The sequence below is a fragment of the Caballeronia sp. LZ035 genome (assembly GCF_031451175.1).
Lineage (GTDB): Bacteria > Pseudomonadota > Gammaproteobacteria > Burkholderiales > Burkholderiaceae > Caballeronia.
This window is the reverse complement of the sequence record NZ_JARUXS010000002.1, coordinates 119,391-144,178: the sequence shown is the minus strand read 5'-3', so window position 1 is coordinate 144,178 and position 24,788 is coordinate 119,391. Positions and strand designations below refer to the sequence as shown.

Sequence of the window (24,788 nt, the reverse complement as noted above, 5' to 3'; positions counted from 1 at the left end):
TCAGGCTGTGCTCCGGGCGGCTTCTTCTGAGGGCACCTTCGCGGGACGGGAAGGCGCCTTTCGAGAGGCTGCGGCAGTCCGGAGCAACCGTGGCGCTACTTCGAGTCGTTGGCGGCGAGCGGCTCGGGCAGAGCGTCCTCTTGCCGGGTGGCGTCGGGCGCCTGACGGTGGGCGTTGCGCAGACGCATGATGGTCTGGCGCGACGTATTGAGCGTACGGGCAATGTCCGTGACGGTACGACCTGCGCCAAGGAAGTCGATGGCCTGCTGCTGCTGCGCCGGGGTCAGCGAACTGGGACGTCCCTGCGCGACGCCTCGTTCCTTCGCCGCGTTCGCCGCTTCGCGGGCGCGGCTGCGGCGTGTCACGCGCTCCAGGTCTTCGGCGAGCCGGAGTGCGTCGATGAAGGGCTGTCCTTCGGCGGCACAGAGATCCTGCTTGCCATACGCGAGACACACCGTGACGACGCCACGCCGCCCCATTTGTTCGATGGTCGCAAGGACGTCGGAGACGCTGTTGCCGAGGCCGAGGAGTTGAGTGGTCACGAGCGTGTCACCAGCCTGCAGCCGGCGCAGTGCGCGCTGGAAGGCGGGACGCGAGGACATGGGGCTCGTGCAGGTGCAGCACTCCACGAACACCGCGCTCATGTCGACGAAATAGCCCGCCGCGTCGATCTCGAACAAGTCGCGCTCATGCGTCGGGACGCCTCTGCTTTCCTCGAATACATATACGACAAGTGCCATGGCCTGAGCTTCTCTCCGGTCGGATGATGGCGCGCTGTTCCTGTTCCGTCAGCAGCGGCCGATAAATGGAGTATGGCAGTACGAAAGGCGCGTTCAACGTACAAAACGCAAGCGATCCGTACGCAACTGGGCGAGCGTCGACACGAGCAACAGTGCTGTTGCGCGAGGCTGGATCAGGCTGCAGCCGGATGCCACAGACGGTGATCCACTTCGTTCTTGCCTGCGGTCAGCGCGAACGCGCTCGCTTCCTCTGCGGAGTTGAAATGGCCCAGCACGCCGCTGGCGCGCTGCTGGCCGCGGTCATCGCAGATGATGGTCATCGCCGCGTACAGACCGCCGTCGAAGGCCGCCATGGGGATGATGACGAAGCCGCGGTATCCAAACCGGGTCTGATTCATACGGCCCTCCGCTCTCTCTCGGTGTCGCTCTTTTTTTGCCCTTCTATGGCGTCCAGTTCGACTGCCGAGGGCTACGCACTGATTGTCTTCCTCCCGGAAACGTTTGCGATCCGGGAAAACCAGCGGCCTTCCCTGTCCGAATCAGGTGCTTTCCGGCATGCCTTTCAAAGTTTTAGAGTTCGGGGCGTGCGAGATCCGCACTGACGACGGTATCGCCACGCGCAAGAGCGGCGGCCACGGCATCGGCTTTCGTGGCGAAGGGGCCGATGGTGTCCGCGCCGTCGAAGGGAAACAGCAGCCGGCCATCCGTCTTCCTGACAACTTTCAGCGTGCCGAAGAAGCCGCTTGCCGTGCTGCCCCGATAAGAGGCGTAGATCTGGAAGTCGTCCGCACTGGTCCCCGGTCGGGGTTCGACATGACGGGCCGGAAACAGGACCAGCTTGGGGCGCTTGCCGCTCGATTGAGTCACTGGGTCACCGTAGAGGAATGTCGACGTCTTGATTGTGGGTCAAGCGGACAGTGCGCGCGGCGTCCTTAAGCCACGCTTTAGTGGCGGCCGAGCGGCATACGGATTGCCTGTGATTCAAAGATCCAAGGCCGGAGCCACCATGTCCTCAGCGCTCGTTCACGCCCTTCCCTTCGATGTTGCTTTCGAAGTCATACCCGCTGACGAAGCGGCAACCACGGCCCAGCTCGTCAAGGCCATGCGTACGATGTCCGACACGACCTACCGGGATCACGGCCATGCGGTGCGCAGCGTGCATGCGAAGAGTCACGGCCTGGTGATCGGCGAACTGAGCGTGCTGGGCGCACTGCCTGCGCATTACGCACAAGGCGTCTTCGCGCGCGAGATGACCGTGCCGGTGGTCATGCGCTTCTCGACGAACCGGGGTGATCCGCTGTCCGCGCCCCATGGTCTTGCGCTGAAGCTGATTGGCGTGGAAGGGGTTCGTCTGCCGGGCAGCGAGCTGGACATCACGCAGGACTTCGTGATGATCAACGCACCCGTCTTCATGTCGAGCACGCCGAAGGCGTTCCTGTCCAGCCTCACTCCAACCGCAACGCTCCAGCTTGACGAGACACAAAGCAGCATAAGCGGACAGGCCGAGACCCATATCCTGGGCGAGACCTTCTACACGGCGGCCCCTTTGCTGTATGGCGACTACTTCGCGAAGATGAGCATTGCGCCGGTGTCGGCGCCGCTGCATGCCTTGACCGATGCGCCAGTCGATATGGACGGCAGGCCCCACGGCCTGCGCGAAGCGGTGAGCGCGTTCTTCGCGGCGCACGGCGGCGAGTGGGAACTGCGCGTGCAACTGGCGACGGACATCGCAAGGATGCCTGTAGAAGATGCTTCAGTTCGATGGCCGGAGAGCGAGAGCCCGTATGTCGCAGTGGCGCGCGTCCGCGTCGGGCGGCAGTCGTCGTGGGATGCGGCGCGCGTGGCGACCATCGACGAGGGCATGGCCTTCAGTCCGTGGCGCGGCCTGGCGGCACACCGGCCGATAGGCGGCCTCATGCGCAGCCGCAGGGCCGCCTACGACATGTCCGCGCACTTCAGGCGCGAACGCAACGGCTGTCCGATGACCGAACCCACCGTCGCGCCCGGCACGCGTTAATCAACTCCGCGTGCCCGCCTCACTCAAGCAAGCTTGATCTTCTTTTCCTGCGGATACGCCGTCTTGCGCCAGTCGCCCGACTGCGGGATCGGCAAGCCGAGGTTCTCGCGCAGCGTGCCGCCCGTGTAGTCCTTGCGGAACAGGCCGCGACGCTGCAACTCCGGCACCACCATGCGCACGAAGTCTTCATACGCGCCGGGCACGTGCGTCGGCGCGATCACGAAGCCATCGACAGCGCCTTCCGTGAACCATTGCTCCATCTGGTCCGCAACCGTCTTCGGCGTGCCGCAGAACACCGGGAACTCGTCGATGCGCGCACGCTTCGAGAAGTCCACGAAGTCCCGCACCGAAGGATTCTTCTTGCCCGAGAGCGTCACCACACGATCGCGGAAACCGGTCCAGCCGGAGATCGCGGCCATTTCGGCGTCGCTGAACGGATCGTCGTAGCCGCGCTTCGAGAAGTCGGTGTTGAGCACTTCGCACAGCAGCGCGAGCGAGTCGATCGGCTTGGCAAGCGCGTCGATGTATTCGCGTTCCCTTTGCGCGATCTCGTCGGATTCCGCGACGATCGTGTAGCACGCCGTCGAGATCTTCACGTCGTCGGGATTGCGGCCGGCATCGGCAAGCGCCTGCTTCATCTCCGCGTACTGCTTCTTCGCGACTTCGAGTTTCGGATAGACGACGAAGATCAGGTCCGCCCAGCGCGACGCGAACGCACGTCCACGACCGCTCTGTCCCGCCTGGATCAGCACCGGATGACCCTGCTGCGAGCGCGGCACCGTGAACGGACCACGCGACTTGAAGAACTTCCCTTCGTGATCGAGACGATGCACCTTCGACGGGTCCGCAAAGCGGCCGCTTTCCTTGTCGAGAATCAGCGCGCCGTCTTCCCACGTATCCCAGTGGCCCATCACCGTTTCGACGAATTCGTCGGCGCGGTCATAGCGCAGGTCGTGTTCGAGGTGCGCGTCCTGCCCGAAGTTCGCCGCTTCCGAATCGTTCAGCGACGTCACCACGTTCCACGCGGCGCGGCCCTTGGTCATCAGGTCGAGCGTGCCGAACGTGCGCGCGATGTGGAACGGCTCGTAGTAGGTCGTCGAATAGGTCGCGCCGAGGCCGAGCTTCGAGGTCGCCATGCCCATCGCGGTGAGGATCGAGACCAGGTCCATCTTCACGGCGCGCACGCCGTGCTCGACGGTCTGCGCGTGATCGTTGCCGTAGATGTCGGGCATCGCGAGGCGGTCGTCGAAGAAGGCCAGGTGGAACTTGCCTTCTTCCAGCGTGCGCGCGATGCGCTGGTAGTACTCGGGCGTCGTGAAGTCCTGCATCGCCGCGCTGTGGCGCCACGAACCGGGATAGGTCGAGCAGTTCTGCGCCTGCAGAAAGCCGATCAGGGTCATTTGCTTCTGGGTCATGTCAGGTTCCTCGTGAATCGTGAAAGTGGTTCAGGCGCGGGCCGAGACTTCGCTCATCTCCGCCACGCTGTCGTGGTGGCGAATCGGCTTGCGCGTCATGAAGAGACTGACGAGCGCGCCGGCCAGGGCGAGCGCCCCCGCGATATAGAACGCGTTGTTGTAGCTGTGCGTGATGGCGACGACATAGCCCGTGGCGATCGGCGCGATCATCGCGAACGATGCGCCGCCGGTGATCAGCAGGCCCGTGCCGCGCCCCACTTCGGCCGACGAAGGCAACAGGTCGCCGATCAATGCGATGTTCATCGCCAGCGCGGCCTGCGCGCCGGTCAGCGAGAGCGTGAAGACGGCGACCATCAGCCACACGTCATCGACGAACGGCGTGGCGAGCACGACGGACGTCAGCAGCATCGAGGCCGCCACCATGGTGCGACGTCCGCCCTTGTTGATGGCATCCACAGGCAGCAGGCGATCGCTCAGCTTGCCGATGCCGAGCGCCAGGATCACAGAGAGCGCATACGGCAGCGCCGTGAAATAGCCGCTCTTGACGATGTCGAGATGACGCTCGGTCTGCAAGTAGCTTGGCAGCCAGGTGAGAAACAGGAACTGCGCGTAGGAGCCGAAGCCTTGCGTGATGAGCAGGCCCCAGACGCTCACGGACTTGAGCAGGTCGGGGATGGAGAGCGTCGGGCCGGTAGGCGTGTCGGGCATGCCGCCGTTGCGCTCGCGCAGGATGTGCGCGCGCTCTTCCTCGCTGAGAAAGGTGGCGAGCTCCGGCTTGCGGAACCACTTGAGCCAACAGACGAGCCAGATCGCGCCCGAGCTGCCGACCAGGATGAAGCCCGTGCGCCAGCCGAACAGCTGCACCGCGAAGGCGACCACCAAGGCGCCGATGGCCGGGCCCGCATAGGAGCCGCTGTTGAGCACGGCCGCCGCGATGCCGCGTTCGCGCGCCGGCATCCATTCGCGGATCACCTTGCCGCCCGCCGGATACGACGACGCTTCGCCGGCGCCCATCACGAGCCGCGTGACGAGGATCGACGCATAGCTCCACGCGAAGCCGGTCGCGACGGTGGCAACCGAGAACACCGCCATGCCGATGGCGTTGACGTAGCGCGTGCCCCAGCGGTCGAGGGCGAGGCCCCACAGGATCAGGCTCGCGAAGTATGTCCAGATGAACGAGGACAGGAGGAAGCCCATCTGGATCGGGCTGATGCCGAACTCATGCGCGATGGGCTGCGCCGCCACCGAGAGCGCGACGCGGTCGATGTAGTTGATGCTCGTGAGCGAAAACAGAAAGATGTAGATAAAGATGCGGCGATTTTTCATATGTCTCCTCCGGAAATCCGTGCGCACACTGGCGTGCGCCGGACGGTCTCGTGCCTTTTGCGGATGGGTGATGCGCCTGCGTTGCTCGTGTTACGCGATGCCCTCCGCCATGAGTGCCTCGACCCGCAGCCCATAGACGCGATTCGCCGTGCCCGCGAGCAGCTTGCGGCGCGCCGCGTCCGGATAGCCCGCGCTCAGCAGCTTGAACGCGTTCCACACGGAGACGTAGTTGCAGCTGCCCTTGTCGACGGGAAAGTTGCTCTCGAACATCGCGCGGTCCGCGCCGAACAGTTCGATGCAGGTGCGCACATAAGGCGTCCAGCGTTCGACCAGCTCGACACAGCTTGCGGGCTTTGCGGCATCGGCGAAAGAAAGCCCGGTGCGCGGCATCGCCAGTCCGCCGATCTTCACGGCGACGTTATCGTTCGCCGCTACGCGTCCGAGCGAGCGGCTCCATGCGTCGCGCACTGCGGCGCGTTGATCGGCATAAGGACCGATCCCCAGCGGACCGCCGCAATGGTTCAGCACGATGGCGAGACGCGGATGACGGCGCGCGAGTTCCGCGGCCTGGTCCAGTTGCGTGTGATAGACCCACAGGTCGAGCACGAGACCCATCTCCGCGAGGATCGCGCAGTAGCGGTCCAGTTCGGGCGAGTCGATCAGGTGTTCATCGGCACCGCCGTGGGGCGCGGCGAACGCCGGATCGGCATGCCATGCGGCGCGTACCCGCACACCGCGCATGCGGCCCTGGCCGTCTTCGAGATGTGCTTCGAGCACGCCTTGCGGATTCGGCACGAAAGGATCGCCATACGCGACGATGCCTTTCACCAGCCCCGCATGCCCTTGCGGCGATTGCGCGGCGGCCTGCGCCTGCGCCACTGCGAAGCGCGTCTCGCCGACCGGCTCGAAACCGGCGGGCGCGTCGTTGTCGAAATGCGCCTTGCACTCGACGAACACTGTCGCGAGCACGCGATGCCCCGCGTTCACATCCGCGACGAGTTCCGGCGCGTGATAGAACGCGCTCTCGACATCCCACAGATGATGATGTGGATCGATGATCGGCAGTTCCGGCTCCACGGCCGGCTCGGCGACCTGCGCGAGCCATTCCGGCCGCACGCGCGGGAAGTTGGCGTGTTCGTATTTCGCGTCGAACATGCGCGCTCCTCAGGCCGTCAGCGGCCAGAAGCCGCCGAATTGCCCGCTCAGATAGATGAGCGGCGCCATCGGCTGCTGCGACTCGATCTCCAGATGCTCGACCGCGCCGATCAGGATCGCGTGCGTGCCGAACTCCACGCTGTCGTGCACGCGGCAGGTGATCGACGCAATGCTGCCGTCGAGCGACGGAAGATTGTGGTCGTTCATGCGCCATGCGCCGTTGGCGAAGCGCGCGTCGCCGTCCGGCTTGCGCGAGAAGGCCACCGCGAGGTCCGCATGCTGCTGCGTGAGCAGGTTCACGCAGAAGGTACCGCTGCGCAGGAGCGCATCGAATGCCGATGCGTGCCGGTTCACCGAGACGACCAGCGCGGGCGGATCCATCGTCAGCGAGGTGACGGCCGTGACGGTCATGCCATGGCGCACGCCTTCATGCACCGTCGACACCAGTGCCACGCCGCCTGCGAGCCGGCGCATGGCCTGGCGGAAGTCGTCCTGCAAGGTTTCTTCGAGGACAGGCGACGCGGCGGGCCGCGTCTGGAGATCGGCTTCGCTCATTGCGTGTTCTCCAGCTTGATGGGGATGTCGATATCGAGCATCGGCGCGTGCTGTTGCGAGCCGTACACGTCGGTGTCGCCGATGTCGCCCGAGGAGATCAGGCGCGGCAGCGTTGCCTTGAAGGCGCGTGCGGCGCGATACGGCGTGAACTGAACCTGCTCCGGCTTCACGCCATAGAGGCGCGCGAAGAGTTGCGGCGTGAGCACGCCGGTGGCGGCGACGCGGTCGAAGATCTCGTCGGTTTCGAACACGATGTCGAGCGTGACCATGAACGGTCCTGCATTCTTGCTGCGGCACACGCTCGCAAAATCCTTGATGGCTGGCATGTCAGGCTCCGATGGTTTCGTAGCGGATCGGGAACAGCGACAGCGCGTTCTCCGGTTCGAGCAGATGGCACACGGAAAAGCGGTAGACCTGACCGAGATCGAGGTCGGACGGCGAGAACGGGATCGCCATGTTGCCTTCCTTGCAGAGCCGGCCCGGGAATTCCGAGTGCAGGATCGTGGTGCGTGCAATCGCCAGCACGGCCTTCGCGGTATCGCGATCCTGCGCGACCACTTCCGCGACGATCGCCGTTTCGTGCGCATGGCGTTCGGCCTGCGGCAGCGGCTCGCGCTCGCCCATCACGCCGTTCTGGCCATACACGCGGAAGTTGAGCGTATAGGTGTCGGAAGGCGCGCCGAAGGCGGTCGCTTTCTCATCGACGATCTCGCGCGAACGGGCCAGATAGCGGTCCATCTGCGCTTGCAGCACCGGATCGCGCGTGGCGCACAGCGAGATGACGCGATGCCCGCGCGCCTCGACGCCTTCGAGCTTCACTGTGTACTTCGCGGGCTTCCAGCGCATGCCGGACACGCGCACCGCGCGTTCCGTGACGGCCTCGAACGTACATTCGGAGGTGTCGAGCATGCCGCCCGGCTCGTGGTGATGGATCGGGCTGCTGTTCTCGTGCAGCGCGAAGTACGCCACCGAACGCGGCGTGCAGGCCTGCTCGGGGTGCATCGGTTCGAGTTCGACGTGATCTTCGCGGATGGTCGCAAGCAGACAGCCTTCGCGCTTCGGCAACGCGGGCTCGGCGCCGCATTCGAGCATCTTGCCTGCGTACCAGCCGAGCGCCGGCGAGAAGCCCGCGCGGATCGCCATGGCGGCCCACGGTGCGGGATCGGTGCTGCGGCCCGAGAGAATCACTTGCGCGCCGGCGTCGAGGGCGGTGATGTACGGCTCCGGACCCATTGCGCCGACCACGCGCACGGCCTGCTCGATGAGTTCAGGCGTCAGTTCCGGCAGGTTATACAGGGGCCGCGTCTTGCCGGCGTTGACGTGTTCGAGCAGCACGTCCTTGGGCAATTCCGAATTGATCACCGCGAGCTTGAATGACAGACTTTCTTCCGCGGCGATTTCCTTGACGATATCGACCATCATCTGAAGGTGCGGATCGCCGCCGGCGCCGCCGCAGGTGCTGACGATCACCGGAATGCCGCGCGGCACGGCGGCGGCCAGCATGAGGCGCATGTCGCGCTTGGTTGCCATGCGCGAGGTGAAGGACTCGCCCGAGGCGAGGTAGTACGGTCCCGGGTCGGAACTGCCGCCGTCCGCGCCGATCAGATGCGGATTGCGTGCGAGCCCTGCTTCGAACGCGCTCTGCGCGAAGCCATAGCCGAGGATGGCCGTACTGCTGAGCAACCTGAGTTCTTCCATTGTGTGCGTGTCTCCGTTGTGCTTCTGGATGGAATCAAGCGTAATCAGATGGAACGGCGGCTGCTCGCATACCTGTTATGCATATCGGCCCGCTTCGGGCGACAATGCCCGGCAACAGAGGAGACCCGCACGTGGAGTTGAAGCAGCTGAGGTATTTCATGGTGGTGGCGCGCGAAGGCAGCGTCTCGCGCGCGGCCGCGATTCTCGGCATCAGCCAGTCGATGCTGACGCGCCATATCCAGATGCTCGAACAGGAACTGGGGCCGCCGCTGCTGTATCGGCACGGCCATGGCATGTCGCTCACGGAGGCCGGGCAGAAGTTCCTCGCGCGCGCGAACGACATCCTCGAACGCAGCGACGAGGCCGTGAACCACATGCAGGCCCTGCGTTCGGTGCCGGGCGGCACGGTCACGATGGGCATTCCGCCGATGCTCGGCGACTTCCTGCTGGTGCCGCTCGTCAAGCGCTTCCGCGCCGAGTTTCCGGAGGTGCGCCTGCGCATGCGCGAGGGCTTGTCGGGCTACATGCTCGAATGGCTGTTGAGCGGACAGCTGGATATCGGCGTGCTGTACAACATCGGGCCGCACAGCACGATCAGCATCGAGCCGTTGCTGTCCGACGACCTGCTGCTCGTCGGGCCGCCTGATGCAAGCGTTCTTCAGCCCGCGATGGAGCCCATCCGCTTCACTGATGCCGTGCAGCTGCCGTGGATTCTGCCAGCGCGCCCGCATGGCTTGCGCACGCTGGTCGAGGATGCCGCCACGGCGCGTTCGCTCACGCTGAACATTGCCTTCGAGATCGACGCGATGATGGCAATCTTCGAACTCGTCGAGGCCGGTTTGGGCTTCTCGGTCGCGCCGTATGCGGCCGTGCGCAGCCGTATCGAGCGCGGCACGCTGAAGGCGCGGCCGATCATCGAGCCGACGTTGCCGGGCGTGCTGTCCGTGGCGTTCTCGCCGAAGAAGGAAGCGACGCTCGCGATGAAGGCGCTGTATCGCATCGTGCGCCAGGAGACCGATGCGCTGGTGCGCGCGGGCGTGTGGCGCTCGATCGCGTGAGCGCGCTGGGGCATACTGTCGGCGCGCTTGCTGTAGCGCCGCCGATTCCCCGACACCCCGAGACCCGCTCCGATGTCCGATGCCACGCCCGAACGACGACCCGCCACCGCGCATGACGTAGCCCGCGCGGCGGGCGTCTCGCAATCGGCCGTGTCGCGGGCGTTCACGCCCGGCGCGAGCGTCTCGCCGGCTACGCGTGAACGCATCGTCGCGGCGGCGCGCGAACTGGGCTATCGGCCGAACCTGGTGGCGCGTTCGCTGATCACGGGCCGGGCGAATCTCATCGGCGTGACCGTGCCCGCGAATGCCAACCCGTTCTATCACGCCGCGCTCAACGCGCTCACGGCCGCCTTCGCACGCGCGGGCTATGGCGTGCTGATGTTTACGAGCGATCCCCTGCTCGGTTCCGATCCCGTGCTCGATGAAGTGCTGCGCTATCGTGTGGATGCGCTGGTGCTGATCTCGACCAGCCTGTCCTCGCATTTCGCCGATGAGTGCATGAACATCGGACTGCCGGTGGTGATGTTCAACCGCAAGACCGACAGTCAGGCCGCGTCCAGCGTGACGGGTCAGAACCGTGCCGGGGCGCGCGCGCTCGCGGCGTTTCTGCATGCGGGCAAGCACAAGCGCTACGCGTATATCGCGGGGATTGAGAGCTCGTCGACGAGCCGGGATCGCGAGGAAGGCTTCTTCGACTATCTGTGCGAGCAGGGCGTGAAGGCGATCGAACGGCGCGTGGGCCAGTACACGGCGGCGGGCGCGGAAGAAGCCGTGGTTTCGCTGCTGTCCGCCCCGAAGCCGCCCGACGCCATCTTCTGCGCGAACGACCACATGGCGCTGGCCGCGATCAGCGTGGCGCGTGCGCGCTTCGGACTGAAAGTGGGCGAAGAGGTGTCGATCGTCGGCTTCGACGATATCGACATGGCGCGCTGGCCGGTGTTCGACCTCACGACCTACAGCCAGCCGCTCGACGACATGGTGCAACGCGCCGTCGCCGCAGTGCTCGCGCAACTGAACGGCACGCTCGATGCCGCGCTTCACGACGAAGCTCCTGGCGGCCTGATCGTGCGCGGCTCGGCGCGCAAGCCGCGCCGGGGCGTCGTCATCAATGACGATGGCACGCAAACCTGGGCCATGCCCGGGTAAACCTTAGCGTCGCTTTTCCCCACTGCAACTTGCCGATCACGCGAAAAGCGACTAATCTTCGCTCGTGTTGCATACGTATGCAATGAGTATGCGCTCCCCACATCAACGAACAGAGACCAGGAGATTTCATGGCCAAGTGGCTGAAGCAAGGTGCGACTGCGGAAGTGATCAAGTCGGCGGCGAAGGAAGTGCGCGAAACGGTGGAGGCGACGCTTGCCGATATCGAGGAACGGGGCGATGCGGCGATCCGTGATTTGTCGATCCGTTTCGACAAGCTGGATCGCGAGGACTATCGTCTGACGCAGAAGGAGATCGACGACTGTCTCGCGCAGCTTTCGCCGCGCGACATCAAGGACATCGAGTTTGCGCAGACGCAGGTGCGCAACTTCGCGCGACATCAGCGCGACTCGATCAAGGACATTGAAGTGGAGACGATGCCGGGCGTGATCCTTGGGCATCGCAACATTCCGGTGAATGCGGCGGGCTGTTATGTGCCGGGCGGAAAGTATCCGTTGCTGGCATCGGCGCACATGTCGGTGATTACCGCACAGGTGGCCGGCGTGCCGCGCATCATCACGTGCGCGCCGCCGTTCCATGGCAAGCCGGCGCCGGCGATCGTCGCGGCCCAGCACATGGCCGGTGCGCACGAGATCTATTGCCTGGGCGGCATCCAGGCGGTGGGCGCGATGGCGATCGGCACGTCGAGCATTGCGCCTGTGGACATGCTGGTGGGTCCGGGCAATGCGTTCGTTGCCGAGGCGAAGCGCCAGTTGTTCGGGCGCGTGGGCATCGACCTGTTCGCGGGTCCGACCGAGACGCTCGTGATCGCCGATGAAAGCGTGGATGGCGAAATGTGCGCAACCGATCTGCTCGGCCAGGCCGAGCATGGACCGGATTCGCCGGCTATCCTGCTGACGACTTCTGAGAAGCTTGCGAAGGAAACGATGGCGGAAGTCGAGCGCCTGCTGGGCATCCTGCCGACGGCGGATATCGCGCGCAAGTCGTGGGCGCAGTTTGGTGAGGTGATCGTGGCGGAGTCGGACGAGGAGATGGTGAAGATCGCCAATGATCTCGCCTTCGAACACGTTCAGGTGATGACGCACGATGTCGATTACTTCCTCGAGCACATGACGAACTTCGGCGCGCTGTTTCTGGGTCCGCGCACGAATGTGTCGTATGGCGACAAGGTGATCGGTACGAACCACACGCTGCCGACGCAGAAGGCGGCGCGTTATACGGGCGGACTGTGGGTGGGCAAGTTCATCAAGACCTGCACGTATCAGAAGGTGTTGACGGACGAGGCATCGGCGCTGGTTGGCGAGTATTGCTCGCGACTGTGCGCGCTCGAAGGCTTCGCGGGTCATGGCGAGCAGGCGAACCTGCGGGTGCGTCGCTATGGCAAGCGTGATGTGCCTTACGCGAGCGCGGTGGCAGAGAGCCCGGCGACGGCGCTCTGATGCGATGAACCGCACGCCGCGCTTCTTGTGGGGCGTGGCGTGCGGTGGCTGTTTCATACGGATGCGCGCGCGGTTCAGACCGCCATGCACAGATACTTGATGACGACGTAATCGTCGATGCCGTAGTGCGAGCCTTCGCGGCCGAGGCCGGATTGCTTCACTCCGCCGAACGGTGCCACTTCGTTCGAAATCAGCCCGGTGTTGATGCCCACCATGCCGTATTCGAGCGCTTCGGCCACGCGCCATACGCGGCCGATGTCGCGGCTGTAGAAGTAGGCGGCCAAGCCGAATTCGGTGTCGTTGGCCATGCGCACGACTTCTTCGTCGGAGCTGAACTTGAACACCGGCGCGAGCGGGCCGAAGGTTTCTTCCTTCGATACCTTCATGTCCGGCGTGACGTTGGTGAGCACGGTCGGTTCGAAAAAGCCGTGGCCGAGCGCATGACGCTTGCCGCCCGACACCAGCGACGCGCCTTTCGAGAGCGCATCCTCGATGTGCGATTCGACCTTCTTCACCGCCGCTTCGTTGATCAGCGGTCCGAGCGCGACGCCGCTTTCGGTGCCGTTGCCGACTTTCATCTTGCCGACTGCAGCGGCGAGTTTCTGCGCGAACGCGTCGTAGACTTTTTCGTGCACGTAGAAGCGGTTCGTGCAGACGCAGGTCTGGCCGCTGTTGCGATACTTCGAGGCTACAGCGCCTTCGACTGCGGCATCGATATCGGCGTCTTCGAAGACGATGAAGGGCGCGTTGCCGCCGAGTTCCAGTGTGACCTTCTTGACGGTCGGCGCGCTTTGCGCCATCAGCAGGCGGCCCACGGCGGTCGAGCCCGTGAACGAGAGCTTGCGCACGATCGGATTGCCCGTCATTTCCTCGCCGATCGCTTTCGGGTCGCCGGTCAGGATGCTCAGCACGCCCTTCGGAATGCCGGCGCGTTCGGCCAGCACGGCCATCGCGAAGGCCGAGAACGGCGTGGCTTCTGCTGGTTTTACGACGATCGGGCAACCGGCTGCCAGTGCGGGGCCGACCTTGCGGGTGATCATTGCCGCCGGGAAGTTCCATGGCGTGATCGCCGCACAGACGCCGATCGGTTCCTTCGTCACGACGATGCGTTTGTCCGCGGCCGGCGTGCTGAGGGTGTCGCCGGCGACGCGTTTGCCTTCCTCCGCGAACCATTCGATGAACGACGCCGCGTAGGTGATTTCGCCTTTGGCTTCGGCTAGCGGCTTGCCTTGTTCTGTGGTGAGGATCAGCGCCAGGTCATCGGCGTTTTCGGTCATCAGGTCGAACCACCTGCGCATCAAGGCTGCGCGTTCCTTGGCCGTCTTCTTGCGCCATGCCGGCCAGGCGGCATTTGCTGCTTCGATCGCGCGGCAAGTTTCCGTTTTGCCCATCTTTGGGACGGAGCCTAGTGATTCGCCCGTCGCGGGATTCTTTACTTCGAATGTTTCGTTATTGTCGGCCTGCTGCCATTCACCATCGATGTAGGCCGCGTGACGCAGCAAGGTCGGGTCCTTCAGTTGATCTTTCAAAGTCATTCTCTTCTCCGTTTGTTGGGATCGCCCCCGCGGCTTTCGTTCGCTTGCGCTTCCATGGACTTCCCGTTTTCACGTCGGTTTGCTTGCACTGCCCCTCCCCGGGGCGGGGGTAACTTTCTTTGCGGCTGCAAAGAAAGTCACCAAAGAAAGCAGCTTTTCTCTCGCCCAAAGTTATCATCCGGGCGCAGCACAGAACCTTGTTTCTGGCCCGGCAGTAGCGAGTGCCCTCATAGGCCTACCGGGCTTGGATCGCGGACCCACTGTGACATCGCACCATTGAACAGATTGGCGCAGCCCTTGCAGGCTCCGGCGCTGCGCTTCGCGCCGCCGATCGGTCAATCAGGTCCGCCAGTGCTCGCCTGCTAACACTTTCAGCTCACTGCCTCCGCCTCGTTTCTTGTGTTTGCCCTTCCATGGACTTCCCGTTGTCACGTCGGTCTGCTTGCACTGCCCCTCCCCGGGGCGGGGGTAACTTTCTTTGCGGCTGCAAAGAAAGTCACCAAAGAAAGCAGCTTTTCTCTCGCCCAAAGTTATCATCCGGGCGCAGCACAGAACCTCGTTTCTGGCCCGGCAGTAGCGAGTGCCCTCAAAGGCCTAACCGGGCTTGGATCGCGGACCCACTGTGACATCGCACCATTGAACAGATTGGCGCAGCCCTTGCATGCTCCGGCGCTGCGCTACGCGCCGCCGTCTGGTCAATCGGGTCTGTCGGTGCTTGCTAACGCTTTCAGTTCACTGCATCCGCCTCATTTCCTGCGCTTGCGCTTCCATGGACTTCCCGTTTTCACGTCGGTTTGCTTGCACTGCCCCTCCCCGGGGCGGGGGTAACTTTCTTTGCGGCTGAAGAAAGTCACCAAAGAAAGCAGCTTTCTTACCGCTCAAGGTTTAATAGCGGCACGACACAGAACCATGTTTTTGGCCCGGCAGTAGCGAGTGCCCTCATAGGCCTTACCGGGCTTGGATCGCGGACCCACTATGCAATCGCACCATTGAACTGATTGGTGCAGCGCCTGAATGCTCCGGCGCTGCGCTTCGCGCCGCCGACCGGTCAATCAAGGCTGTTCGTGCTTCCTTGCTGAGCCTTCTAACTCACTTTCAACCGCCTCATTTCCTACGCTTGCCCTTCCATAGACTTCCCGTTATCACGTCGGTCTGCTTGCACTGCCCCTCCCCGGGGCGGGGGTAACTTTCTTTGCGGCTGCAAAGAAAGTCACCAAAGAAAGCAGCTTTTCTTCCCGCCCAAAGTTATCATCCGGGCGCAGCACAGAATCATTTTCTGGCCCGGCACTAGCGAGTGCCCTCATAGGCCTCACCGGGCTTGGATCGCGGACCCACTGTGACATCGCACCATTGAACAGATTGGTGCAGCCCTTGCAGGCTCCGGCGCTGCGCTTCGCGCCGCCGACCGGTCAATCGGGTCTGCCGGTGCTGGCTTGCTGACCGTCCATCTCGGCTAACGCGTCCATTTCACCGCACAAACCTCCCGTGGGTTTCCCTTGCATACCCTTCGGCAGCGCGTAGCGCTGGGCCGGCGCTTTCAATGGCTGCACCTGTTTGTTGAACGGCGCGTTGTCACGGTGGGTCCGCGATCCACGCCCAGTTAGGCCTATGAGGGCACTCGCTAGTGCCGGGCCAGCGAGGCAATTCTGTGTCGCGCCGCTACGTGATCCTTAAGCGGTAAGAAAGCTGCTTTCTTTGGTGACTTTCTTTGCAGCCGCAAAGAAAGTTACCCCCGCCCCGGGGAGGGGCAGTGCTAATACACCGACGTGATAACGGGAAGTCCATGGAAGCGCGAGCGAACAACAACAACAACAACAACCGCAAGCAAAAAACCCTACCGCGTCGCCGCGCCCGGCGCAAACTCGGCGGAATCCTCTTCGAAAGACTCTTCGAGAGTAGAAAGCTCGACCCCTGCCGCTTCTCTCAGCGGCACGATGGAAACAACCGAAATAACCGCCAGAAAAATAATGTACCCAACAAGAGGCCAATACCCGCCTGCCCAGGCGATCAGCATCGCCGCAATCACCGGAGTGGGCCCACTCCACGACACCGTGGCAAGCTGATAAGCCAACGACACCCCGCTATACCGAACCCCCGACGAATATTGCTCGGCAAAAAGGCTAGGCTGTGCAGCCTGCACAGAACCCTCTCCAACTGCCATCGCAAGACTCATTGCCAGCACGATCAACGGATAGCTTCCCGTGTTGAGCAACATGAAGTACGGGTAAATGAACAGCCCGAGAAAAATCATCCCGCCCATAAAGACCCGCTTACGCCCGATGCGATCCGACAGCGCCCCAAACGTAGGATGGGCCACCAACGTACACGCCGCCGCAATCATCAACGCCTGCAACGCATCACTCCGCGGCAGATGCAGGTTCTGCGTCAGATACACCAGCGAATACACCGCCACCACATAAAAGCCCGCACACTGCACGGCTTGCGAGGCCACGAGCAAAAACGTCGAACGTTTGTGATGCTTCAACAGCGTAGCCAGCGGCACACTCGGCGTGTCATGCTTGCGACGCATACGTTCGATGCTCGGCGATTCCGCCAGACGCCGGCGAATCACAATCCCCACCACCACCAGAATCCCCGACAACAGGAACGGCACCCGCCAGCCCCACGCAGCAAACTGCTCCGGCGTGGTCAGCGCCGTGGTCGCCGCCATCGCACCCGTCGAAAGGATCAACGCGCCGGGAATGCCCATCTGCGGCCAGCTGCCATAGAAGCCGCGCTTCTTCGCGGGCGCATGCTCGATCACCATCAACGTCGCACCACCCCACTCGCCACCCACCGCAAATCCCTGCACAAAACGCAATACAGTCAGCAAGATCGGCGCGGCAATGCCCGCAGTCGCATACGTCGGCAACAAGCCAATCAGGAACGTCACGCCGCCCATCATCGTGAGACTGAGCACCAGCATCGCCTTGCGGCCAATGCGGTCGCCAAAATGCCCGAACACCGCGCCACCCACCGGCCGCGCAATGAAGCCCACCGCAAAGCTCGCAAGCGATGCAATCGTGCCCGCCACCGGGTCGAAGGTCGGAAAGAACAGCTTGCTGAAAACGAGCGCCGCCGCGGACGCGAAGATGAAGAAGTCGTACCACTCGAGAGTCGTACCGATGGTGCTCGCAAGCGCCACACGCCGGATGTCGGCGATTTCTGCCATGTCTGTCTCCAAGGGGTGCGCCCGGTCAGGCCGGGCGCTTTGTTCTTGCTTGATCGATTGGGTTAAGCCTTAGCCCGCCTTGCGCTCCGCCTCGCCATTCACGCCCGCGAAAGCCTGCTTGCGCCAGTCGCCCGCATCCGGCTTCGAAAGGCCAAGGTTCTCGCGCAACGTCGTGCCGTCATAGTCCTTGCGAAACACGCCCCGGCGCTGCAACTCCGGCACCACCTGACGCACGAAGTCCTCATAGCCGCCAGGAACGTGCGTCGGCGAAATCACGAAGCCATCGCATCCGCCTTCGACAAACCATTGCTCCATCTGGTCCGCCACCGTCTTCGCCGTGCCCGCGAACACCGGGAATTCATTCAGACGCGCCCGGTTCGAGAAGTCCACGAAATCACGCACCGACGGGTTCTGCTTGCCCGACAACATCACCACGCGATCGCGGAAACCCGTCCAGCCCGAAATGGCCTTCATCTCGGCATCGGTGAACGGCGCGTCGTAGTCGCGCTTCGAGAAGTCCGTGTTGAGCACTTCGCACAGCAGCGTCAGCGAGTCGATCGGCTTCGCCAGCGAATCGATGTATTCCCGCTCCTGCTGCGCAATCTCTTCCGATTCGGCGACCACCGTGTAACACGCCGTCGATACCTTGACCTTCTCGGGATCACGCCCTGCCGCCGACACCGCCTGCTTCAGTTCGGCATACTGCTTCTTGCCCGCCGCGAGGTTCGGGTACACGACGAAGATCAGCTCGCCCCAGCGCGACGCGAACGCCCGGCCGCGACCGCTCTGGCCCGCCTGAATCAACACCGGGTGACCCTGCTGCGAACGTGGCACCGTAAGCGGGCCGCGCGACTTGAAGTAGTCGCCCTTGTGATCGAGTCGATGCACCTTGGCCGGATCGGCGAAACGGCCGCTCTCCTTGTCGAGGATCAGCGCATCGCTTTCCCACGAATCCCAATGACCCATCACGGTCTCGAGGAATTCGTCGGCGCGATCGTAGCGCAAGTCATGCTCGAGATGCATGTCGCGGCCGAAGTTCGCCGCTTCCGAATCGTTCAGCGACGTCACCACGTTCCACGCGACACGACCCTTCGTCATCAGGTCCAGCGTCGCGAAGTGACGCGCGATGTGATACGGCTCGTAGTAAGTCGTCGAGTACGTGGCGCCGAGGCCGAGATGCGTGGTCGCCATCGCCATCGCGGTGACGATCGGCGACGGGTCCATCTTCACAGCACGCACGCCATGCTCCACCGTCTGCGCGTGATCGTTGCCGTAGATGTCCGGCATCGCGAGACGGTCGTCGAAGAAGGCCAGATGGAACTTGCCCTCCTCCAGCGTGCGCGCAATGCGCTGGTAATACTCCGGCGACATGAAGTCCTGCATCGCGCCGCTATGACGCCAGGAACCAGGATACGTCGAGCAGTTCTGAGCCTGCAGGAAACCAATGAGCGTCATCTGACGCGAAGTGTTGTTTGCCATGTTGAGCATGCCTCCTCGTTCTTGTCGGCGTTATCAAACGCCCGGAATTTCAATCGTCAGCAACGGTGCGTGTTGTTGCGCCCCGAAGGTGTCGCGCTCGCCCACGCTGCCCTGCGCCCACGAACGCTTCAGCGTCAGCTTGAAAGCGCGCGCCGGGTCGAAGAACATCAACGTCACGATGTCCTCCTTCGTCACGTTGTATAGCTTGCAGATCAGCGCTTCCGTCAGCACCCCGCTGGCCTTCACGCGTTCGTACAAGTCCATTTCATCGAAGATCACGTCGAACGTAATCTCGAACGGACCCGAGTTCTTGCTGCGCACGACCTTCGCCAACTCGCGCAGCGTCTTGTTTTGTGTCTGCGTCGTGCTCATGCGCCTACCTCCACGATCTCAATCGGGAACAGCGACTCCGCCGAGTCGATCTTCATCACGTGATACACCGTGAACTTGCACACCGGTCCGATCGGGTTCTCCGGCGGATTCAACGGAATCGCGAAGTTGCCCGCCGTCGCTACCTGACCCGAATACGGCGTGTGCAGCACATCAATGCGCACGCTGCTGCAAATCGCATTCGCCAGTTCCTGGTTCGCCGCCGTCACTTCACCCAGCAAGCCGATCTCGTGCGGCACCGCATTCACCTGCGGCTCGAAGCTGCCCATCACGCCGTTCTTGCCGTACACGTGGAAGTTCAGCGTCGCCTCGCCCGAGCACAACTCCGGATACGTCTCGTGCGCCTGCTGCCTGATGCCTTCGAGGAATGCGTCGATCTGTTCCACCAGAATCGGATCGCGAATCCCGCCGATGAAGATCGTGCGCATCCCCACCACGCCCGCACCTTCGAGCTTCACCGTGTAGTCGTCGGCCGGAATGAAGCGGCTGCCACGCACCCGCACCGCCCGCTCCGTCAGCTGTTCGTAGGTCGCTTCGCGCAGGTCCAGCACGCCGCCCGGGCCCGTCAGCAAGTCCGGACGCGTCTTCTCATACAACGTATGCGCCGCTACCGAAGCCGGCGTGCAGCGCTCGCGCGGATTCATCGGTTCGAGATCGAAGCTGTCGCGACGGATCGTCGCCAGGATTACCTTGCCTTTCGGCTCCGCGCAGTTCGCTCCGCACTCGACGATCTTGCCCATGTGCCAGTAAATCCCCGGCTCGATGCCATGCAGCATGCACAGCCCCGCGAACGGCGCCGGATCGTAAGCACGGCCCGCCACGATGATGTCCAGATCAGGATGCTCACGCAGTGCCTTCGCAAAAGGCTCCGCACCCATCTGCGCGACGATGTGCGACGACGCGCCCACGTCCGACACCTGCAACTCCGGCGCCGATGCGCACGGCGTGATGCGCCCTTCGCCCATCGCATCGCGCACGTACGACGGGTCCACGTCCGAATAGATCTTCGCGATCTTGAAGCGATAGCCTTCGCGCTTTGCGATCTCTTCGATCACATCGACCATGAAGTCCACATGCGCGCGAATGCCGGGGCCGCCGGCCGAGCTGATATAGATCGGCACCTTGCGCGTGGCGCAGGCTTCGAGCATCAGCGACAGATCGCGCAGATACGCTTCGCGTGTCACCAGTGTCTTCGGCAGGCCAAGCAGATAAGGACCGGGATCGGTAGAACCGCCATCGACGATCATCGCGTCGGGCTGTTGATCGATGCCGCGCCAGAAGTCGGCCACCGGGATGCCGTAGCCCAGGATGCCGTTCGGCGTCAGGATCTTGATTTCGTCCTTCATGAAGTCTCCTTGCGATTCCTTCGGAGCGCCGCATGCTTCGGCATGACGCAAGAGGCGCAGTCGTATGAACCGATTATGTCGATGCCCACGCCACGACACTATTTGCTTTATGAGATAGACTCATAGACATTCCTGATAAAACCCGGAGACCTTCGGCCATGACGTCGGACAAGCCGGACGAAGCCGCGCATGCCGCGGCGCCGGTCACGCTGCGTTTCGACCTCGTCGAACTGGAGACTTTTCTTGCAGTGGTGGAACTGGGCAGCTTCAGCGCTGCCGCCAAACGCCTGCATATCTCCCAGCCTTCCGTGACGGCCCGCGTGCAGCGGCTCGAATCGACCTTGAAGACACGGCTGCTCGTGCGCACCACGCGCCACGTGGAGCCGACCGCTGCCGGGAAGCGCTTGCGCGAGCATGCCGAAGCCGCGCTGCGCGACCTCCGCAAGCTGCTGACCGAATTCCAGGCCGACGCCGAAGCGGCGCGGCTGCGCGTGGTGGTCGCCGCCACGCCGATGATCTCGGCCGTCATGCTGCCTTCGCTGATCCATTCCTTCTGCCAGCGTTATCCGGACGTGCAAATCCAGTTGCGCGACCTGCAATATGAAGACGTGGTCGCACGGATCGAGACCAGCGAGGCGGATCTCGCCGTCGTCGCATTCGATAACGATTCGAGCAAGCTGAGTTTCGAGGCGCTCACGGAAGAGGACATGCTGGTCGTGGTGCCGACCTCGCATGCGCTCGCGCCCGCCGGTGAAGTGACGCTGGAGCAGCTCGCACAGGTCCCGCTGATGCTGCTGGACCGCTATTCGATCCTGCGCGACCGGCTCGCTGACGAGTTCGCGAAACGCGGCCTCGCATTGCGGCCAATGCACCACGCCGCCAACCTGAGCACGCTGCTGGGCATGGTGGACGCGGGTCTGGGGGCAACCTTTCTGCCGCGCTCGATGGCGCAGCGCTACGCCCGCGACACCCGCGCCACGCTCCAGGTCACCGACGTCAAGCTGATGCGCAGCTTCGGCATTCTGCGTTCGCGGGATGCGGACCTGAGCGCCGCCGCGCTGAGCTTCGTGCGGCACTTGCAGGCGAACTTCGGCGCGACGCTGTCCAGCGACGCGACGCAGGCCTGAGACCATGATGCGCGCGCTTGCCACCTATCGAAGCGCCGATCTATCCGTTTTATCGATCAATCCATCGCGACTTCGAAATTGTTCTGCGGGACGCGCGACTCTAGACTGGGTTCATGCAGCGCAGATGCCATGCGCTCATCTCATTCCGGAGACTTTCATGACGCTCAAGAACAATCAGACCTTCCGCGACGCACTGTCGGCCTTCCCGAGCGGCGTCACCATCGTGTCGACGACCGACGAAGCCGGCCGCCACTGGGGCTTCACCGCCAGCTCGTTCTCGTCCGTTTCGATGGACCCGCCGCTCGTGCTGGTGTGCATCGCCAACAAGGCGGATTCGCACGCGGCCTTCGTCACCGCGCAGCGCTACGCGATCAATATCCTCTCGCAGGATCAGAAGGACATCGCGATGCACTTCGCGCGCAAGGGCGTCGACAAGTTCGCCCCGCACGGCTTCCGCTACGGCACCGGCGACAATCCGCATCCGCCCGTGCTGCCGGGCTCGATGGCCTCGCTCGTGTGCATCGCACGCGACGTGCACGAAGCCGGCGATCACACGGTGCTGATCGGCGAGATCCAGGAAGTCGAACTGTGCGAAGCCACGCCGCTCGTCTATTACAACCGGGGTTTTCGCAGCCTCGAACTCGAAACCGAAGATTCACTTTCCTGAGCGCATCGCATGAACGCATTCAGTTTCACCACGGTTCCCTCGCTCATCGTCGAATACGGCAGCGCCCGGCGGCTCGGCGCGCTGCTGCGCGAGCGCTATCGCAACGAGCAGCGCGTCGTGCTCGTGACCGACCGCTTCCTCAATCAAAGCGGCCTGATCGCGCCCGCGCTCGACGACCTCGCAGCCCAAGGTTGGGACGTCACCGTGATCGATGACGTGGTCGCCGATCCGCCCGATCACGTCGTGCTCGACGCCGCCGCGCGCGCGAAGGCCAGCGGCGCGCAGATCGTGCTGGGGCTCGGCGGCGGTTCGTCGATGGACGTCGCCAAGCTGATCGCCGTGCTGTGCGCAAGCGAGCAGCCGCTCGACAAGATGTATGGGGTCGGCAACGTGGAAGGCCCGCGCCTGCCGCTCGTGCTGATTCCGACCACCGCGGGCACGGGCTCCGAAGTCACGGCCATCTCCATCGTCACGACCGGCGCGACCACCAAGAGCGGCGTTGTTTCGCCGATTCTCTATCCGGACATTGCGCTGCTCGACGCCGAACTCACGCTCGGCCTGCCGCCGCAAGCCACCGCCGCGACCGGCATCGACGCGATGGTGCATGCGATCGAGGCCTACACCTCGGCGCGTCTGAAGAACCCGCTGTCCGACATGCTCGCCAAGGAAGCGCTGCGCCTGCTGTATGCGAACCTGCTGCCCGCGTGCCGCGACGGCAAGGATCGCGCCGCTCGTGAAGCGATGCTGCTCGGCGCGACGCTCGCCGGCCAGGCGTTCTCGAATGCGCCCGTCGCCGCGGTGCATGCGCTGGCCTATCCGCTTGGCGGACACTTTCATGTGCCGCATGGTCTGTCGAATGCGCTCGTACTGATGCATGTGCTGCGCTACAACGCCCCCGCCGCTGCCGCGCTCTATGCGGAACTCGCGGACGTGCTCGGTTGCGCGGCCCCCGGTGACAGCGCTGAAGCGAAGACCGAAGCCTTCGTCCAGGCGATGCAGACGCTCGTCAACGAGACCGGCATTCCGCGCACGCTGCGTGAAGTGGGCGTGGAGGAATCGCATCTGCCGATGCTCGCCTCCGATGCGATGAAGCAGCAACGCCTGCTCATCAACAATCCGCGCGAGATGACCGAGACCGCCGCGTTCGATATCTACAAGGCCGCGCTATGAACGCGCCGTCGCAACCGGTCAAACCCTTGCGCATTGCGTTCGTGCAATCGTGCTGGCATCGCGAGATCGTCGATCAGTGCCGGCAGGCGTTTCTTGCGCGTGTTACGGAGCGGGGATTCGATGCAAGCGCCGTCGAATGCTTCGAAGTGCCGGGCGCGTTCGAACTGCCGCTGCACGCGAAGCTGCTCGCCACACGCGGCGGTTTCGATGCGGTGGTGGCAGCCGGGCTGGTCGTCGATGGCGGGATCTATCGGCATGAATTCGTTGCGCAGGCGGTCATCAACGGGCTGATGCAGGTCCAGCTCGATACGCTCACGCCGGTGTTCTCGGCGGTGCTGACGCCGCATCATTTTCATGCAGGCGAAGAGCATCTGCGCTTCTTCCACGATCATATGAGCGTGAAGGGGCGTGAAGTGGCGAATGCTTGTATTGAAACTTTGGAGCGCGTGGCGCTGATGGCCTGATCGCACGCTTCAGCATAGATAAAGGCATCCGGTCTTCAGACCGGATGCCTTTTTTTATTGTGCATGAAGGATCAAGGTCTGTGCACGGCATGCAAGATACCGTGCCCACGGCCAATTTCGTGCCGACATTGGCCTGGCGAATTTCACGCCGCAAAAATCCGGCATTGAGATTTCATAACTGCGCCGGTTCGCCCGTTCATTGACATGTGGAAAGCGGAACACGAAGCTTGAATTGCGTCTTGCGAGCAGCGTTTTAGCGCTTTTAATCGATTAAAAGCAGTGTGGTTCGGATTAAAGATGCTTATTGGCATTGATTAATTCGGATGCCTGTTCTTGACAGCGTGCGCATCCTTAAGAATTAAGAAAAGTCGCGTTCAAACGCATGTAGTCGCGGGGATACATTGGCAGTCGACTGAATACGCAATCCGCGTGTTCCGCTTTAGATCGATTGTCGAGGTTTCATCGTGTCGAACGCCGGGTTACAGATTAGCGGAATGCTTGAGCGCAGCGCGGCGGACATCGCCGGGGTCGGCGCTTGGCTTGAAGCTCACGATTACGCTGAGCAGGGCGGCGCTACGCCGGCGCGGCGCCATACGCGCAGGCGGACAGCGACGCTCTCATGCTGGTCGAAGCCTATCGGATGCAGGCGTGGTGTCTCGATCGCAAACGCGAACGCGCGGCCGCGCTCGAAGCGGGCTTCAACGCGCTGAACGCGGGCATGGGCACCGATCCGGCCTTACGCGCGAACAGCAATTTGCAGCTCGTGGTCGCGTGGATGCTGGCGCGCATCGACTGGCTGCACGCGCAGCGCAGTCAACTGGAAGGCGCGCTGCGCTCGCTCTATGGCGTCGACTGGAAACAGGCGGTTCAG

22 protein-coding genes and 1 pseudogene are annotated in these 24,788 nt (G+C 63.3%); 9 read left to right on the top strand and 14 right to left on the bottom strand.

Annotation, left to right across the window (positions count from 1 at the left end; genetic code table 11):
- Positions 1–95 precede the first annotated feature (95 nt).
- The 3 genes from QCE88_RS16185 to QCE88_RS16175 all read right to left on the bottom strand — a co-directional run bounded on the left by QCE88_RS16185 (position 96) and on the right by QCE88_RS16175 (position 1,571).
- Positions 96–740 (bottom strand): recombinase family protein, encoded by a 645-nt coding sequence (locus tag QCE88_RS16185; protein ID WP_309903885.1) that lies wholly within the window; start codon positions 738–740, stop codon positions 96–98.
- A gap of 173 nt (positions 741–913) precedes the next feature.
- The gene (locus QCE88_RS16180; RefSeq protein WP_309903883.1) at positions 914–1,138 is read right to left on the bottom strand and encodes a hypothetical protein; all 225 of its coding nucleotides are present in this window, start codon (positions 1,136–1,138) and stop codon (positions 914–916) included.
- 172 nt (positions 1,139–1,310) lie between these two features.
- A complete protein-coding gene (locus QCE88_RS16175) occupies positions 1,311–1,571 on the bottom strand; it encodes a DUF6723 family protein (protein WP_309906467.1) in 261 nt (86 codons plus the stop codon).
- 175 nt (positions 1,572–1,746) lie between these two features.
- Between QCE88_RS16175 and QCE88_RS16170 the strand changes: the two genes are divergently transcribed.
- Positions 1,747–2,757: a catalase family protein gene (locus QCE88_RS16170; RefSeq protein ID WP_309903880.1), complete on the top strand. Its 1,011-nt coding sequence runs from the start codon at positions 1,747–1,749 to the stop codon at positions 2,755–2,757.
- Positions 2,758–2,780: 23 nt separating this feature from the next.
- On the opposite strand, the gene QCE88_RS16165 is transcribed toward QCE88_RS16170, so the two are convergent.
- The 6 genes from QCE88_RS16165 to QCE88_RS16140 all read right to left on the bottom strand — a co-directional run bounded on the left by QCE88_RS16165 (position 2,781) and on the right by QCE88_RS16140 (position 8,906).
- Positions 2,781–4,172: an LLM class flavin-dependent oxidoreductase gene (locus tag QCE88_RS16165; RefSeq protein WP_309903878.1), complete on the bottom strand. Its 1,392-nt coding sequence runs from the start codon at positions 4,170–4,172 to the stop codon at positions 2,781–2,783.
- 30 nt (positions 4,173–4,202) lie between these two features.
- A complete protein-coding gene (locus tag QCE88_RS16160) occupies positions 4,203–5,498 on the bottom strand; it encodes an MFS transporter (RefSeq protein WP_309903876.1) in 1,296 nt (431 codons plus the stop codon).
- 90 nt (positions 5,499–5,588) lie between these two features.
- On the bottom strand, positions 5,589–6,653 hold the full coding sequence (locus tag QCE88_RS16155) for an amidohydrolase family protein (RefSeq protein WP_309903874.1): 1,065 nt from the start codon (positions 6,651–6,653) through the stop codon (positions 5,589–5,591).
- Positions 6,654–6,662: 9 nt separating this feature from the next.
- Entirely contained in the window at positions 6,663–7,208 is a 546-nt protein-coding gene (locus tag QCE88_RS16150; protein WP_309903872.1) for a flavin reductase family protein, read from the bottom strand.
- Complete coding sequence (locus QCE88_RS16145) at positions 7,205–7,534, bottom strand: DUF4387 domain-containing protein (protein ID WP_309812088.1); 330 nt, start codon at positions 7,532–7,534, stop codon at positions 7,205–7,207. The genes QCE88_RS16150 and QCE88_RS16145 overlap by 4 nt, the downstream gene beginning before the upstream one ends.
- Position 7,535: 1 nt before the next feature.
- Positions 7,536–8,906: an acyclic terpene utilization AtuA family protein gene (locus QCE88_RS16140; protein ID WP_309903870.1), complete on the bottom strand. Its 1,371-nt coding sequence runs from the start codon at positions 8,904–8,906 to the stop codon at positions 7,536–7,538.
- A gap of 131 nt (positions 8,907–9,037) precedes the next feature.
- On the opposite strand from QCE88_RS16140, the gene QCE88_RS16135 reads away from it, so the two are divergent.
- The 3 genes from QCE88_RS16135 (at position 9,038) to hisD (ending at position 12,567) form a co-directional block, all read left to right on the top strand.
- A complete protein-coding gene (locus QCE88_RS16135; protein WP_309903868.1) occupies positions 9,038–9,964 on the top strand; it encodes a LysR family transcriptional regulator in 927 nt (308 codons plus the stop codon).
- A 72-nt stretch (positions 9,965–10,036) separates the two neighbouring features.
- Positions 10,037–11,110: a LacI family DNA-binding transcriptional regulator gene (locus QCE88_RS16130; protein WP_309903866.1), complete on the top strand. Its 1,074-nt coding sequence runs from the start codon at positions 10,037–10,039 to the stop codon at positions 11,108–11,110.
- Positions 11,111–11,238: 128 nt separating this feature from the next.
- The gene (gene hisD / locus QCE88_RS16125; protein WP_309903864.1) at positions 11,239–12,567 is read left to right on the top strand and encodes a histidinol dehydrogenase; all 1,329 of its coding nucleotides are present in this window, start codon (positions 11,239–11,241) and stop codon (positions 12,565–12,567) included.
- A gap of 74 nt (positions 12,568–12,641) precedes the next feature.
- On the opposite strand, the gene QCE88_RS16120 is transcribed toward hisD, so the two are convergent.
- The 5 genes from QCE88_RS16120 to QCE88_RS16100 form a co-directional block, all read right to left on the bottom strand.
- Positions 12,642–14,102, bottom strand: coding sequence for an NAD-dependent succinate-semialdehyde dehydrogenase (locus QCE88_RS16120; protein WP_309903861.1), 1,461 nt, complete (start codon positions 14,100–14,102; stop codon positions 12,642–12,644).
- Between the two features lie 1,834 nt (positions 14,103–15,936).
- On the bottom strand, positions 15,937–17,274 hold the full coding sequence (locus QCE88_RS16115) for an MFS transporter (protein ID WP_309903858.1): 1,338 nt from the start codon (positions 17,272–17,274) through the stop codon (positions 15,937–15,939).
- 69 nt (positions 17,275–17,343) lie between these two features.
- Positions 17,344–18,753, bottom strand: coding sequence for an LLM class flavin-dependent oxidoreductase (locus QCE88_RS16110; RefSeq protein WP_309903856.1), 1,410 nt, complete (start codon positions 18,751–18,753; stop codon positions 17,344–17,346).
- A gap of 33 nt (positions 18,754–18,786) precedes the next feature.
- On the bottom strand, positions 18,787–19,125 hold the full coding sequence (locus QCE88_RS16105; protein ID WP_309903854.1) for a DUF4387 domain-containing protein: 339 nt from the start codon (positions 19,123–19,125) through the stop codon (positions 18,787–18,789).
- Positions 19,122–20,489, bottom strand: coding sequence for an acyclic terpene utilization AtuA family protein (locus QCE88_RS16100; RefSeq protein ID WP_309903852.1), 1,368 nt, complete (start codon positions 20,487–20,489; stop codon positions 19,122–19,124). The genes QCE88_RS16105 and QCE88_RS16100 overlap by 4 nt, the downstream gene beginning before the upstream one ends.
- 158 nt (positions 20,490–20,647) lie before the next feature.
- On the opposite strand from QCE88_RS16100, the gene QCE88_RS16095 reads away from it, so the two are divergent.
- The 5 genes and pseudogenes from QCE88_RS16095 to QCE88_RS16075 form a co-directional block, all read left to right on the top strand.
- Positions 20,648–21,616: a LysR family transcriptional regulator gene (locus tag QCE88_RS16095; protein ID WP_309903850.1), complete on the top strand. Its 969-nt coding sequence runs from the start codon at positions 20,648–20,650 to the stop codon at positions 21,614–21,616.
- A 157-nt stretch (positions 21,617–21,773) separates the two neighbouring features.
- Positions 21,774–22,283, top strand: a complete 510-nt coding sequence (locus QCE88_RS16090; RefSeq protein WP_309903847.1) for a flavin reductase family protein — start codon at positions 21,774–21,776, stop codon at positions 22,281–22,283.
- Between the two features lie 9 nt (positions 22,284–22,292).
- The gene (locus QCE88_RS16085) at positions 22,293–23,453 is read left to right on the top strand and encodes an iron-containing alcohol dehydrogenase (protein WP_309903845.1); all 1,161 of its coding nucleotides are present in this window, start codon (positions 22,293–22,295) and stop codon (positions 23,451–23,453) included.
- On the top strand, positions 23,450–23,917 hold the full coding sequence (locus QCE88_RS16080; protein WP_309903843.1) for a 6,7-dimethyl-8-ribityllumazine synthase: 468 nt from the start codon (positions 23,450–23,452) through the stop codon (positions 23,915–23,917). Before QCE88_RS16085 ends, QCE88_RS16080 begins: the two co-directional genes overlap by 4 nt.
- A gap of 619 nt (positions 23,918–24,536) precedes the next feature.
- A pseudogene (locus tag QCE88_RS16075) lies at positions 24,537–24,788 on the top strand (hypothetical protein); the annotation flags it as partial.

Coding starts and splice junctions, on each gene's coding strand:
- QCE88_RS16185 (WP_309903885.1), bottom strand. CDS start 740: ATGGCACTTGTCGTATATGTATTCGAGGAAAGCAGAGGCGTCCCGACG.
- QCE88_RS16180 (WP_309903883.1), bottom strand. CDS start 1,138: ATGAATCAGACCCGGTTTGGATACCGCGGCTTCGTCATCATCCCCATG.
- QCE88_RS16170 (WP_309903880.1), top strand. CDS start 1,747: ATGTCCTCAGCGCTCGTTCACGCCCTTCCCTTCGATGTTGCTTTCGAA.
- QCE88_RS16165 (WP_309903878.1), bottom strand. CDS start 4,172: ATGACCCAGAAGCAAATGACCCTGATCGGCTTTCTGCAGGCGCAGAAC.
- QCE88_RS16160 (WP_309903876.1), bottom strand. CDS start 5,498: ATGAAAAATCGCCGCATCTTTATCTACATCTTTCTGTTTTCGCTCACG.
- QCE88_RS16155 (WP_309903874.1), bottom strand. CDS start 6,653: ATGTTCGACGCGAAATACGAACACGCCAACTTCCCGCGCGTGCGGCCG.
- QCE88_RS16150 (WP_309903872.1), bottom strand. CDS start 7,208: ATGAGCGAAGCCGATCTCCAGACGCGGCCCGCCGCGTCGCCTGTCCTC.
- QCE88_RS16145 (WP_309812088.1), bottom strand. CDS start 7,534: ATGCCAGCCATCAAGGATTTTGCGAGCGTGTGCCGCAGCAAGAATGCA.
- QCE88_RS16140 (WP_309903870.1), bottom strand. CDS start 8,906: ATGGAAGAACTCAGGTTGCTCAGCAGTACGGCCATCCTCGGCTATGGC.
- QCE88_RS16130 (WP_309903866.1), top strand. CDS start 10,037: ATGTCCGATGCCACGCCCGAACGACGACCCGCCACCGCGCATGACGTA.
- hisD (WP_309903864.1), top strand. CDS start 11,239: ATGGCCAAGTGGCTGAAGCAAGGTGCGACTGCGGAAGTGATCAAGTCG.
- QCE88_RS16120 (WP_309903861.1), bottom strand. CDS start 14,102: ATGACTTTGAAAGATCAACTGAAGGACCCGACCTTGCTGCGTCACGCG.
- QCE88_RS16115 (WP_309903858.1), bottom strand. CDS start 17,274: ATGGCAGAAATCGCCGACATCCGGCGTGTGGCGCTTGCGAGCACCATC.
- QCE88_RS16110 (WP_309903856.1), bottom strand. CDS start 18,753: ATGGCAAACAACACTTCGCGTCAGATGACGCTCATTGGTTTCCTGCAG.
- QCE88_RS16105 (WP_309903854.1), bottom strand. CDS start 19,125: ATGAGCACGACGCAGACACAAAACAAGACGCTGCGCGAGTTGGCGAAG.
- QCE88_RS16100 (WP_309903852.1), bottom strand. CDS start 20,489: ATGAAGGACGAAATCAAGATCCTGACGCCGAACGGCATCCTGGGCTAC.
- QCE88_RS16095 (WP_309903850.1), top strand. CDS start 20,648: ATGACGTCGGACAAGCCGGACGAAGCCGCGCATGCCGCGGCGCCGGTC.
- QCE88_RS16090 (WP_309903847.1), top strand. CDS start 21,774: ATGACGCTCAAGAACAATCAGACCTTCCGCGACGCACTGTCGGCCTTC.
- QCE88_RS16085 (WP_309903845.1), top strand. CDS start 22,293: ATGAACGCATTCAGTTTCACCACGGTTCCCTCGCTCATCGTCGAATAC.
- QCE88_RS16080 (WP_309903843.1), top strand. CDS start 23,450: ATGAACGCGCCGTCGCAACCGGTCAAACCCTTGCGCATTGCGTTCGTG.